11 protein-coding genes are annotated in these 12,786 nt (G+C 62.3%); 2 read left to right on the forward strand and 9 right to left on the reverse strand.

From position 1 onward, the window contains the following. Window positions 1–68 precede the first annotated feature (68 nt). Window positions 69–1,826: a serine hydrolase domain-containing protein gene (locus tag GAU_RS17630; RefSeq protein ID WP_052574525.1), complete on the forward strand. Its 1,758-nt coding sequence runs from the start codon at window positions 69–71 to the stop codon at window positions 1,824–1,826. On the opposite strand, the gene GAU_RS17635 is transcribed toward GAU_RS17630, so the two are convergent. From GAU_RS17635 to GAU_RS17645, 3 genes are all read right to left on the reverse strand, one after another. Next, complete coding sequence (locus GAU_RS17635; protein ID WP_156799116.1) at window positions 1,807–2,550, reverse strand: hypothetical protein; 744 nt, start codon at window positions 2,548–2,550, stop codon at window positions 1,807–1,809. The two genes, GAU_RS17630 and GAU_RS17635, sit on opposite strands and share 20 nt — an antisense overlap. A gap of 148 nt (window positions 2,551–2,698) precedes the next feature. Continuing rightward, complete coding sequence (locus GAU_RS17640) at window positions 2,699–4,360, reverse strand: M20/M25/M40 family metallo-hydrolase (protein WP_015895266.1); 1,662 nt, start codon at window positions 4,358–4,360, stop codon at window positions 2,699–2,701. A 58-nt stretch (window positions 4,361–4,418) separates the two neighbouring features. After that, window positions 4,419–7,382, reverse strand: a complete 2,964-nt coding sequence (locus GAU_RS17645) for a sensor histidine kinase (protein ID WP_169307725.1) — start codon at window positions 7,380–7,382, stop codon at window positions 4,419–4,421. Between the two features lie 487 nt (window positions 7,383–7,869). Here GAU_RS17645 and GAU_RS17650 point away from each other — a divergent pair, with 487 nt between their 5' ends. Beyond that, window positions 7,870–9,324, forward strand: a complete 1,455-nt coding sequence (locus GAU_RS17650) for a hypothetical protein (protein WP_015895268.1) — start codon at window positions 7,870–7,872, stop codon at window positions 9,322–9,324. Window positions 9,325–9,371: 47 nt separating this feature from the next. Here GAU_RS17650 and GAU_RS17655 read toward each other — a convergent pair whose 3' ends face one another. From GAU_RS17655 to GAU_RS17680, 6 genes are all read right to left on the reverse strand, one after another. Further along, on the reverse strand, window positions 9,372–9,746 hold the full coding sequence (locus tag GAU_RS17655) for a VOC family protein (protein WP_015895269.1): 375 nt from the start codon (window positions 9,744–9,746) through the stop codon (window positions 9,372–9,374). A gap of 19 nt (window positions 9,747–9,765) precedes the next feature. After that, on the reverse strand, window positions 9,766–10,212 hold the full coding sequence (locus tag GAU_RS17660) for a hypothetical protein (protein WP_015895270.1): 447 nt from the start codon (window positions 10,210–10,212) through the stop codon (window positions 9,766–9,768). A gap of 341 nt (window positions 10,213–10,553) precedes the next feature. Then, window positions 10,554–10,958: a Bor family protein gene (locus tag GAU_RS17665; RefSeq protein WP_015895271.1), complete on the reverse strand. Its 405-nt coding sequence runs from the start codon at window positions 10,956–10,958 to the stop codon at window positions 10,554–10,556. A gap of 138 nt (window positions 10,959–11,096) precedes the next feature. After that, a complete protein-coding gene (locus GAU_RS17670; protein WP_015895272.1) occupies window positions 11,097–11,825 on the reverse strand; it encodes a hypothetical protein in 729 nt (242 codons plus the stop codon). Between the two features lie 159 nt (window positions 11,826–11,984). Continuing rightward, window positions 11,985–12,197: a DUF4287 domain-containing protein gene (locus GAU_RS17675; protein WP_015895273.1), complete on the reverse strand. Its 213-nt coding sequence runs from the start codon at window positions 12,195–12,197 to the stop codon at window positions 11,985–11,987. Window positions 12,198–12,220: 23 nt separating this feature from the next. Further along, complete coding sequence (locus tag GAU_RS17680) at window positions 12,221–12,733, reverse strand: DUF6886 family protein (RefSeq protein ID WP_015895274.1); 513 nt, start codon at window positions 12,731–12,733, stop codon at window positions 12,221–12,223. Window positions 12,734–12,786: the final 53 nt, after the last annotated feature.

Genomic DNA, 12,786 nt, shown 5'->3' on the forward strand with positions numbered 1-12,786 from the left:
AGACGGCACCGCCGTCAGCGACCAGATTCACGGGGAATGTGACTTTCATTCCAACGGGGCCTCACCGCATGATGTTTCGCCGCAAGATCTGCCTGGGCCTTCTGGCCGCCGGTTCCACAATCTCGCACACGAGCGGCGCTCAGCCGAGTGCCGCCCGTGTGGGCGACGATCTGTTGGGACTCTGGGGTGCGGAGCCGGTCCTTGGCCCGCAGGTGCGCGGTGGGCTGACGCTCGAGCGCCGAGGGCAGACTTGGTCCCTGCGGGTCGCCGGCTTCGAGGTCAGTGCGACTCAGCAAGGTGACAGCGTGGTGATGGCACTGCCCGGTGGTCAGGGCACGCTCAAGGTCTGGCCCCGCACCGCAGGCGATCGTGTACCGGAGGTGTTCTGGGTGCAGCCGCCGGGGCTCAACGCGTCGTATGCAACGCCCGTGCATCTGCGTCAGGCGCGGGCCAATCAATGGCGTGGTCTGGTCGCACCGGTGCCCGAACCGTTTTCCCTGTACCTGATGGTGACCCGCGCCGCCGACGCCACATTGCGGGGCACGTTCCGAAACCCCGAGGCCAACTGGCCGGGACGAACCCAGTCTTACGGCGTCAGTCGATCCGGTGACCACGTGGTCTTCACACACCCACGGACCGGCAAGGTGCAGTGGACGCAGCCGTACGACTCCGCGCGTCGCACCATCGCCTTCGATTTTGGGGCGCCCATCGTGCTCTCACCGCGCACTCGTGAGCAGGCTGTGGGATTTGTCACGCGATCCCCGTCGCTGGCACCGTACGTCTATCGCACACCGGCAGACATGAACGACGGATGGACGACCGTCCATGCCACCCGTACGCAAATGGACACGTCGGCACTGCAATCGATTGTGCAATCGCTCGTTGCGGTGGATCCGCTCAGTGAGACCGAACCACGGGTCCATGCGCTGCTCGTGGCACGGGACGGGCGCCTCGTACTGGATGAATACTTTCGCGGGTACGACGCCGAGATGATGCATGACCTGCGCTCGGCGTCGAAAACGATGACCTCCATCATGGCAGGCGCCGCGATGCAACGCGGTGCCACCCTCAATGGCGCCGCGATGCAACGCGGTGCCACCCTCAATGGCGCCGCGCTCTCCGCCAACACCCCAGTCGGCCGCGCCGGTATCACACTGGGTCACCTGCTTTCGCACAGCGCCGGCCTGGCCTGCAACGATGACGACAACACATCGCCGGGCAACGAAGACACGATGCAATCACAGCAGGTGCAAAATGACTGGTACGCATTTTTCATGGCCCTTCCCCGGTTGACGACGCCCGGCAGCACGTACTCCTACTGCTCGGCGGGCATCAACATGGCCGGTGATGTGATCGGACGAACCACCGGACAGTGGCTGCCACGACTGTTCGAATCCGCGTTGGCTCGCCCCATGGCGTTCGGCGATTACGGCATCAATCTCATGCCCACTGGTGAAGCTTACTCCGGCGGTGGCATGCGCATCCGGCCACGTGACCTGCTCAAGTTCGGCCAGCTCTATCTGAACGGCGGCCTGTGGCGTGGCGTCCGACTCGTTCCGGCGTCGTGGGTGAAGACGTCGACTGCCTATGTCATCAGCCGTCCCGACGGCTCCGACGACGGCTATGGATGGCATCGATATGTGATTGCGGCGCGCGGGCGATCATTCCAGACGTACCAAGCGGGCGGCAACGGTGGTCAGTTCCTGGTGGTGGTGCCGGAGCTGCGTCTCACCATGGTGGTCACCGCAGGCAACTACGGGCAGTACGACATATGGAGCAAGATTCGCGAACAGTTGGTGCCGGCGATCATGGAAGCGGCACGTTGACTATCGAGGCGTCTGGAGATTTTGGAATCGGCCAGGGGTCACCGTCATCTCGGACCTTGACCACGCGATCGGTGCGCAAGTCGATCTCGAATACCCAGGAATGCTGGTGAATGCAGCCGGACAAGCAGTCGCCCCATCTTCTACTCAACCCCAATCGATAGCCATTTACCACCCTCGCGAGTGTCAGCCCACCCCAGTCGCCCATCATGAGCGTTCCGAACGTCCACTGCCTCACCCCAGGGATCTGCTCATACATTCGTGAGACTTCGTTGATGTAGATGGGACTGGGAAAGCGCGGATCTACCAGCCACGTTCGCCGGCGCATGAAAGCCACGGCGCGCACCGAGACCTGCCTCACGCCTAGTCGCGCGTGCAAGCTGTCGAGTTCCGGGATCGCGGTGAATTGCAATACGGTGTCGCCCTGCCAGTCGACAGGGAAACGGCTTTCCATGAATTGTGCCGCAGTACCATAGAGCTCTACAGTGATCCCGGTATGGGACCGTACCGTGATGTCGGCTCCCTCGGGAAATGCGCGTCGGGCCAAGCGCAACACTCGCACAATGGTGTCGATGGCAGCATCGGCAATGAAAGGCCCCTTTCCGCTATCCGTCTGCAGGAGTACCGTCGCCTCGTATCGCTCTCGCGCCGGCACCGGCTCTTTCCTGCCGCTGACTCGATGGCATGAAGCCAGCAGGAAGAGACTTGTCAGAAGCAATCGTTGCATAGCTCTTAGACGACGCTGGGAGCACAGATTGCACAAATCCGCGACGCCTGCCCCCGAAACACCACGGATCGACCAGCAGCGCATGACGCTGCCGATCGATCCGTAAACGTGCTTGCGACGGTTACTGCAAACGCTACCGCGACAGACCTCAGCGATTCGAGTCTGCTGCGCGCTTGGTCGGCCCGGGGCACGCGGGCCATGGACGCGGCGTGCCGTCCTGTGCATTCCCCTGCGGCACGAGATCACGCGGGAATTTCTGCGTATCTTCGGACGCCATGTACGCCAGCATCGCGATCAGCGTCGCGTTGTTGCGCAGGTCTTCGGCGATGATCTTGTCGTACGTGTCACGGTTGGTATGCCACGTGGTGTTGCTGTAGTCCCAGCTCAGTGCACCAGTGCCGATGCCAGGCGCCTTGTGACACACGAACACCGTGTGGTCGGTGCCACCGGGGCCGCCGAACGGCGACGTGTTGCCGAGTCGGATCCACTGGGTCACTTCGGACGGCAGCTCACCCAGGTAGCGCGTCAGGAATGCCCCGGCGTGCACAAACGGGCCCGGGCTGATCGACGAGATACGTCCCGTGCCGTTGTCCTGGTTGAACAACATCTGCATGCCCGAAATCACCTCGGGGTGCATCTCGGCGTATGCCTTGGAGCCGTTGAGGCCCTGCTCTTCCGAGTTCCACAGCCCGATGACGATGGTGCGCTTCGGGTTCGGGTACACGGTACGCAGGATGCGCATCGCTTCGATCATCGTGAGCGAGCCGGTGCCGTTGTCCGTGGCGCCCGATCCACCCGTGAACGAATCGAAGTGCGCCGACAGCACCACGTATTCGTTGGGCAGCGTCGAACCCTTCATCTCGGCGATCACGTTGCCGATCTCGCGCTCCGGACCCTTCTCGGCGTCCACCATCAGGCGGATCTTCGGACCCTGATTGTTCGCCGCGAGGCGGTACAGCAGGCCCATGTCTTCGCAGCCCACATCGACCGTGGGGACTTCCTGGGCCGGTGAGCCGAACACCTTGTTGATGCCCGGATACTGCGAGAAGTTGGTCGTCAGCGCGCCGAGCACACCGGCGGCCTTGAGCTTGGCCTGAATGGCACGCGGTCCACCGCCGGCAAGCACCCGCTGATTGAACGAGGCCGACAACGCACTCTGCTCCTGACGCAGACGGTCACGCGTTTCGATCGTGCCGAACTCGGCGAGCTGTCCCGGCATGCGGCACGAGAGCTGCGGCGCATTGAGCAGCACGAACTTGCCACGCGCCGACGGCACCCACGCCGTGAACTGCTCCGGCGTGACCACGTCTTCGGGGATCATCACCACGCTGCCTTCCACCCACTTGCCGGCCGTACCCGGCGACCAGCCCATCGCGGTCACTTCGAGGCCACGGACACGCGGAAACAGGAGTTCGGCGAACGCGGCACCGTTCTTCCACCGGTTCCATGTGCCGTAGTTCTCGATGCGTGCCGGGATGCCCCACTTCGCATAGTTCGCGAGCATCCACGCCTGCGCCCGGTCGGCGTCCGTCGATCCGGTGAGGCGCGGCCCGATGGAGTCGAGCAGCGTCTGCGCGATCTTCATGACCTGCGAGCGCTGCATGCCTTCCTCGAAGATCTTCTGGATCGTCGCATCGGAAGGCGGGGTGGAACGCACATACGGCGCCGCAGAGCGATCCACAGGGAGGGCCTGTGGATTGGTCGGGGGAAGCGTCGGCCCCGGCGGGGCGCCACGGCCGGGCTGCGCGAGCGCGGCCGACGCGCTCAGGGCCACGGCCGAAGCGGCGAGGAGGAAGGTGTTTCTGATCATCGTACGGTGTGCTGGGGAACCGGGTGGTGGCCAGACTGAAAGGCTGCGAAACAGAAAGTTACGCACGGGCCTTTGCAGGAGCGACCACCGGATGGCCTTCGGGTGCCCTCGGAAAGGTGGAGCGGCGTCCACGTGCCTGATACGCAATCGATGCCGGCACCGTCAGTTCCACTTCGGCCCCTCCTTCCGGCAGGCAGCGCACCTCCAGCACGCCGCGCAACCTCCGGGCGCTCTCGCGCATGCCGGGAAGTCCGAAATGACCCTCCCGCTCCCCGCGCGTCACGACATCGGGATCGATACCCACGCCGTTGTCGGTGATGCGAAGACTGAAATTCGTGCCGTGGCTGACATCGATCGCAATGCGTGTCGCCGATGCGTGACGCCATACGTTGAAGACGGCTTCGCCAGCGATCCGGGTGACCTCATCGAGGACGAGCAGGTCGAGCGCGCGCTGTGTGCCATTGCACGTCACTACGACCTCGACGGCCGCATCAAAACCCTGTCGCTGCACGATGCCGGCGATGATATCCTCGATAGCGCCGTCACGGAGCAAACGCAGACCCTGAATGCGATCGCGTCCTTCGGCGATGACCGCATCCGCTCGGTCAATGGCCTCCTCCAGTGCGCCGCGGGCCGGTAGCTCGACGGGGAGTTTGTCCACGGCGAACTGGAAGTGTAGGGTCAACGCCTGCACCGATTGCAGCAATGTGTCGTGCAGCGCACGCGCGATACGCTCCCGTTCCTCCAGACGCTCGGCCATGCGACCATGAATGCGCCTGGCCACACTGCGCATGCGCTGCGTGTACACGAACCACAACAGGGCAACCAGCGTCGCCCCCACGAATGCCTTGAACGGCCCGCTCTGGAGAAACGTCGGCGGAATCTCCACGTCCAGCGTCGCACCGTCTTCGTTCCACACGCCGTCTTCGTTCGCGGCGATGACACGGAAGCGATACTGCTTGGGACCGAGATTGCTGAAGACCGCTTCCCGATGCCCGCCGGCGTCGGTCCACGCCGTATCCAATCCCTCGAGTCGGTAGCGAAAACGCACACTCTCCGGCGCACGGAGCGCGGCCGCTGTGTAGGCAATCGTCAGAGACGTTGTGCCCTTGGGTACCGTGAGTGGACTGGCCGTCGAATGGGTCACGCCCTGGACGGTGGCAGACAAGATCGCAATGGGAGGCGGCACAAGATTGCGTGCACGACCGTCGGCATTGAGAAAAGAGACACCGGTATTGCTGATGAACCATGTGCGACCGTCGATGCCGGTCGCCACCGTCGGCGCATGCCAGCCCTGTTGCGCCACGCCGGGCAAACCGTTGCGTCTATCGTACAGCGCATAGTCCGGCACATAGGCCGGATCAGCGAACGCTTTCCGCAGTTCTTTCGTGTCCATCCTGACGACGCCCATCAATCCGTTGAAGAGCACATCACCGTCGGATGCCTGCCCCATCCCGGAAACACCGAACAGCGCCTCCACCTGATTGGAACCGATCGTGTGAAAGCGCTCGTGGTCGAGACGAGCAACACCAAGCTCACCGCCAACCCATACCGCACCGTCCAGAATGGCAAGGCCCTCCACATTGCCCACCGTGAGGCCATCACGAGCGGTGAACACTCGCATCCCGGCTGCATCGTGACGGGAAACCCGACTGTCGGCATAACCGAACCAGACAGCACCGGTGGTGTCTGCTCCCGCAATGACGGGTGTTGGCAAGCCGCCGAGATCGATGGGTCCTGTCCACCGACCCTCCTTCAGTTGATAGACATCCGATCCCTCGAAGGCCACCCAAAGCGTACCAGTGCCGTCCTCAGCGATCGCGTTGACATTTCGATCGCGCACCTGCGCAGGCAAGGCGATTCGAGTGATCTTGCTGCCCACGTGGCGGTGCATCGCACCTCCATTGCCGTACCACAACGCGCCATCCCTGCTTCTGAGCAGCACCGTATTGGCCGCCGCAGCAAGCCGCACATGACGACGCGCCGCTTCGTGTGGTAGCGCCCGATACAACCAGACCCCGTCGGTGATGTACGTGGCGTCTGGCAACGTCGCGATGCTGTAGCCATAGGCGGTCGCTGGAGGAACCACCACATCGTGAATGATCTCGCTGGTACGGAAGCGGTTGAGGCCAGCGCTCGTCCCAACCCAGATGTTTCCTTCCCGATCGCTCAGAATGGGAATGCTGCGACCCGCCGTGAGACCGTCCGTGCGCCGAAATACGTCCACGTCTGACGCCATCAGACTGTGCGTTGGTTGCGGTGTACGCCGGGGATCGAAGCGGAAGATGCCGCCGTTCACGCGGTCCGTTCCCCATATGACACCTTGTCGGTCGACGGCAAAACTGGCCAGCGACAGCACGTTCCCGGACGGAACCGTCCTCTCCTTCCACGGGCTGCGACGATCCGCACCGACATAGTTGGGCATTGGCCGCAATCCGTGCGGCCGGTCGGCAATCCATATCCGCCCATCGGGCGTTTCCGTCAACGTGGCATGCTCCGCAACCGCGCCAGTCGGCTCGAACCGCTGCACTCCCGGCCGCGCGAAGTAGAGACCTTGTGCGGTACTGAGCCACCGAACACCGTCGCGTGCGATGAACAAGCCGACGATGAAGTCCGCGGGCACATCCCAATCCGCGCCCACGCTGCGCCAATGGCCGTTCAGGAACCGTGAGAGCCCTCCGTGAGAGACGGCCCACAACACGCCGTCGCGGTCCTGGCGAAAGTGGACGATCATTCCAGGCCCGATCCCGTCCTTTTCCGTGAACGTGGTGACACGTCCGTCCTTGAGACGCGAAACACCGCCATCGGAATACCCGATCCAGATTTCATTCGACGGCAGTACTTCGACCGCGGTGATATCGATGGACGCGAGCTGCTCGCCAGGCGCCAGCCGATACCGCTCGAACGTCATCCCGTCAAAACGATAGAGTCCCGAACCGGTGCCGAGCCACAGGAAGCCGTCCGGACCTTGATCCAATGCCCAGATTTCCGGTGGCGCCCCATCCTTGGCCGTCCACGTCATGTGGTGGAACTGGCGTATGGTGTGACTGCGATCCTGCGCGTGGACTGGCACACACGTCGGCAGGATCGTCAGCAATGCTGTCAGGGTTGCGACAACACCCTTGCCCATAATGTGTCCCCAATAAAGGAACCCGCACTCACGGGCGACAATTTCGTATTGTCTTCCGGAGTGCGCTACGGGCAAAGATGTCACGACAATTCCCACTCTCGCGCCGACTGATCGGCAGCCTGATGAATCGCGTCCTGACTATTGCCGATCGATCGAATCGTGGCCGGGCTGCGCTTCAATAGCGCTCACCAGCGCGGATGTCGGTTCCATCCAAAGAGAGGCGCCTGCAGCAGGCCCATCCAGCACAAGACGGCGAATGCGCATGCGATTTCCGCGTTGAACGCAGGAAGTTCTCCTGTCGAGCTTGCCTCTTCCGCGTACCGAAAACGACCCTTGGGGACCAGTACGATCAGTCCTTCCTCCCGGCACCGAGACTCGCATGATCGGCAAGATCCAGCCCTACCAAGCCCCCACGATCAACAAGATCGCCCCCAAGGATCGTGAGAGCCGGTGGCCGCTCGTGCGAGACGTCGCGGAGGCGTTTGCGGGCGACCCGGGCTCCGACACCTTTGGGTTCTGGTTCAACTACTTCTGGACTGAAGTGCAGCAGCTCGATCGTATCACCGCCTTGCAGCAGCAGAAGGCGGCGGAGGTGTTTTTCAGCGTCTTCGAGGGCGCTCAGGCACCGTTCACGCTGCGGGCCGACTTTGCGGGGCGCGACGATGCGTTCAAGGAGAACGTGCTGCGCCAGCTCTTGCTCATCGGCTTCAAGCGGGTGGCGCTCGATGCCCCGGCCATGACCGTACGATCACCCGGTGGCCGGGCGCTCGCGCCGGCGCCGCTGGTAGCCAGCGATGCGCGGGCGATGAACCTCAAGCTTCTCAAGAGTGCAACGGGTGGGCCCACGCCCATCGCTTTTCGGGCCGACGGACGGAGCTACGACGAACTTGTTCAGCACAAGGGATTCCGTGTCAGGGCGCGCTCGAGCGACTCACCCATTTATGCAAGGAACGGATTCGACAAGGCGTGGCATCCGTTCAACAACCCGGTGTACGCCAATTCGATGTTCCTGCGACTGGGGAGCAAGAACGCCGACAACTGTCTACAGACGGTGATTTCAGTCGGCGCCAAGTTTGCCGGGGTCACGCACTTCCCGATCCTCAGCGACTACGTGCTGGTTTTCGCGGCAAAGAGCCCGTCGGATGCGCGGTTTCTGGCGCTCAAGCCGCTGTCCGAGTGGACGCCGGCGGATGAACAGACCGCCAGGACACATTCGCAGAAGGTGCGCGCGGTGCGCGGTCCAGGCGGCGTCATCGATCATCTCGAGAAAGACAACTACATCTACGCCTTTCTGACCGATGGCATGAAGTTCTTCAACACGGAACAGTTCTTCCAGAGCCATGGGCACACGCCGTTCCCCGAGCGGGGCGCCAACGAGGTGCCGATCGCGAACATCCTGTGCGAGATCCACTTCGTCCAGAAGTGGTATTTCAGCGAGGCGGACGGCCAGATCATGTTGTACGAACTGGCGTTCGACCCCATCAGGTGGCTGCCATCGGTGGCTTTCATCGAGACGTTGATCGGCACCAGCGGCCGGCAGGAGCTGGAAGCGAAAGCGCTGAAAGAGATCGCGAATGCTCGCTCGCGTTCCGACATCACGGGCGAGAAGGTCAAGTTCGAACGCCAGACCCGGCTCCGCTGGACGCCCCAGGAGCGAGAACAGGCCGCGCGGGCACTGGCGGAGCATCTCAAGGTGACCACGGCCAAGACGCCCAACTCTCCACTCGAGAAGAAGGCCGTGATCAGCAAGCACCCCTCGCTCAAGGACAAGATCGACGCCATGGGGCCGGCGGATTGGGGCGGCATCCGCGTGGAGGCGAAGAAGTACGCCTGACGAAGTACGCCTGGCGAAGTACGCCTTTCGATGACGGCAGAGCCGCGTTATGCCGCGGGCTCGCGATCGGGTGAGGGCTGCCCGAAGGTGAGCCAGAACCGGTTGGGATCGCGAACGATGAATTCGCGCATGCCATACTCGGTGTCGTGGATAGGCTCCACGAGCTCTGCCACCGGACCAACCTGGGCGTATGCCGCCTCGAGGTTCTCGACGTACACGTAAAGATCCACCTCGCGGCGCAGAGCCTGACTGGGGGTGCCGCCGGCATTCAGCATGAACTCGCTCGCCCCCAGCGTGAGGCGCGCCCACAACATCTCGCCACAGTCCACATGGGTGCCGTCGAGAGTGAACCCGATCGACTCATACCAGCGCGCGGTGGCTGCCACATCCGGAACATGCATCATCGGTACGGCGCGGATCATCGTCCCTCCGAAGGAAGTGTCAGTCTTCGTCCTGGATCCAAAACACCGCTGCCCGACCATCACCAAGACACACCACACCAGAGTCGAACGTAGCGTCCGAGATCGGATTCCAGCCGTGGAGCGTGGCCTCGCCGTTCCCACTGGGATTCATGGTCCAGTCACCGTTGGTGAAGTACGTATGTGGCTCTGGAACCGCATCGAACATGGGTGTTGCCAGATCCGACGCTGCAGCCAATGACATGAGCTTTGTGCCATAGGCGAGATCGCGGTGCAGCAAGGTGGTCACGATGGCATGTGCGTCTGCCGCACTGACCTCGATCCATTCCGATGCGATACCACGAAAGCCATGCCCCTGCACGACCTGATCGACGACACTCGTGCCACGTCCAGGCGAAGGAAGATCGACAACCGTGCACGTGGTGACGCCCGTATTTCTCAATTGTGACACTCGTTCGATCGCGCTCATCGGTTCCGGGGTCGAGTGACGTACGATGCCGGTCCTTTGGGTTTGTTGTCGGCAGACGTAAAAAATAAGTCCTGCGGCTCTAGGTCACAGGTCGGCGTTGGCGATCAAGCGCGTGTGCGTGGGTCGTGCCAAAGCGACCAACAGGGCGACACCAGCCAGCGCCTCCAAACCTCACCCGCGCCACGACCGCGAGGGCAAACACCCCGGCGCCGATCTGAACGAAATAGCTCGCCGCGAGTGCGATGAGCGTGAGGTTCGGCAGAGCTCTCTGCTGCACGGCATTGCCTCCAGAACGGAACGTGGGAGGAGCATGTTTCTCCTCCCACGATACCATCCGCAACTCAGAACTGCACCAGCACCGGCACCTGTTCGCGAGCGGACTGGTCAGCGGCCTGATGGATGGCTTCCTGGCCATTGCCGTTCGACTTGATCGTCGGGCTGCCAGCGTCGGACGTGCGCCCCTGCCCACAGGTGACCCGGATCGACATCGGCGTATAGATGCCAAACGTCACGAAGCTCACGAGTTGATTGGGCAACGACAGTTGGGTTTCGACCTTGGCCACACCACTCGGGCAACGCTGCGCCGTCTCCACGATGGACGGGGGCACAAGACCATAGATCCAGCCACTCGCCCACGGCTTCTCGACGACCTGCGAAGTCGGGGTGGCTCCCGTCTCGACGGTGGCGTGATAGCAGCCGGTGCTGAGTGCAACAACCAATCCAAGAGAAAACAAACGGCGGATCATCGACAAATCTCTAATGAGGGTGATAGGCGGCAAACGTGACTGCCCCAACCGAAGGGCACCATAGGCCGTCGGTTCGGGGAGCAGCACGCGATCACCCATACCTCCTGGTAGAGCAGCGCGTCACACTGACTGCGCCGCTTACCAGACAGACACCATCCGATCCGCGACCCAGAGCCATGCCTTGGTACCGCTGCCGACAAAGTCGACGGCATGAGCCATGAAAAACAGCACCATGATGGGCAGGTACGGGCTCTTCAACATCGGTTGGTGGAGTCGCACTTTTGCGTACAAGAGGAAACCAGCAAGCGTGGCGTAGATGAAGGCAACAACCGTCAGTATCCCTGGTAGTCCGCCCACAACATAGAGTCCGAGCCGTGCCAATCCTGGTGTTGCGACCGCCAACGAAGCCGCGACCATGAATGCCACATGCTGATGCAGGTTGCGACGTTTCCACAGCGCCAGCGTGTAGAACAGCACGAAGAGCGACAGCGCCGTGAACGATTGTGCCAGGAGAGACAGCACTTCGTCCCTCGGTGACTCCACAATGCTCTGTGCATAGAAGTGTTTCATGACCTGCACCCCGGTGAAGCAGAACAGGGCGACCACAATGATGGACGCTTTCCCAAGCAGTCGATGCAGATCCAGGCGATTGGCCCGGACCAGGAATGGCTGGGTGGACAGGAGTGCGAACCATGCCATGGCGGCTAGGGCATGCCAATGGATGACCGACGGGATCTTTCCGAAGGTTGAAGCGCTACCGAAATAGCCGAAGAACGGCGTGCCCGGAACACGTGGTGTGAAACCTGCCAACACCAACACAAAAAGCAGCAGGAAGAAAAACCCGATGTTCTGGTACGGGCGCTTCATGGTCGACGCTCTGAGAGGGAATCAACGGATTTGCCTGGGCTGGTGTGAGCCCGCAATGGCGCTGGTCTTCGTCTTGCACCCCGAACATCGCCGCACTGATCTCGATCCACATCAACTGCGCTCGTGCCGGAATCACGCCGTGGAAGGACGCAGAAGGAGCTACGGCTTCGCGGCGAGTGCATACGCGACGATGGCATTGGCATGTCCATGGCCCAAGCGGTGCTCCGTCTTGAGCCAGGTCACCAATTCCATGTGTTTCATCCCCGTACGGCCTCGGACGAGTTCGAGCCAATGCTCGATCGGGTGCCCGTACGTCTTCTCGATGGAAGGGAAGTACGACGCGGGACCCTTGGGTTTGTCGTCTGCAGGCATGGTGAGGATGGAATTGAGGGATGTCAGAAACTTCGCGCAGTCGGCGGTGCCGCGTTGCGCATACGGATCATGGAGAACTGCAAGCTCGAGCTGGCGACGGCGTCGTGCAGTTCCCAGAGGGACGGCAACAGGCGGATCTCAATCCCCTGCCTCAGGAGTTCGCCAAGTGGATCATCTATGATCTCCACGTGCACCGGAGCCACGGGTTCACGGCTTACATAGTAGCCGGCGCCCGCATCGATGCACTCGAACGTCGCCGACGGCAAGTGATACCGGTACAGGCGGCAGTGCCGGAGCCGCTCATACCACGCGCTCTCGATGGCGAGTACCGCGCCGCCCGTCGTCAGAAACCGCGCACGATCTGCACGGCTCGTATGTGGCCCATCGTAGAACGTGACGCGCGGACACGCCCGAGGCACGAGGTAGTTGCGCACATGTTCAGCGTCGATCGCCCATACGAGTGGTTCACCACCGGAGTCTGGGACACGTGGCTCGAGCCGGTCGATATTCGCTTCTTCGCTGAGATGAAAGAGCATTTCCGTCCTACGCACGCCGTTCGGCAAAGTTCTGGTGTCCCTGACAAGAGAGC

This window comes from Gemmatimonas aurantiaca T-27 (assembly GCF_000010305.1).
Taxonomy (GTDB): domain Bacteria; phylum Gemmatimonadota; class Gemmatimonadetes; order Gemmatimonadales; family Gemmatimonadaceae; genus Gemmatimonas; species Gemmatimonas aurantiaca.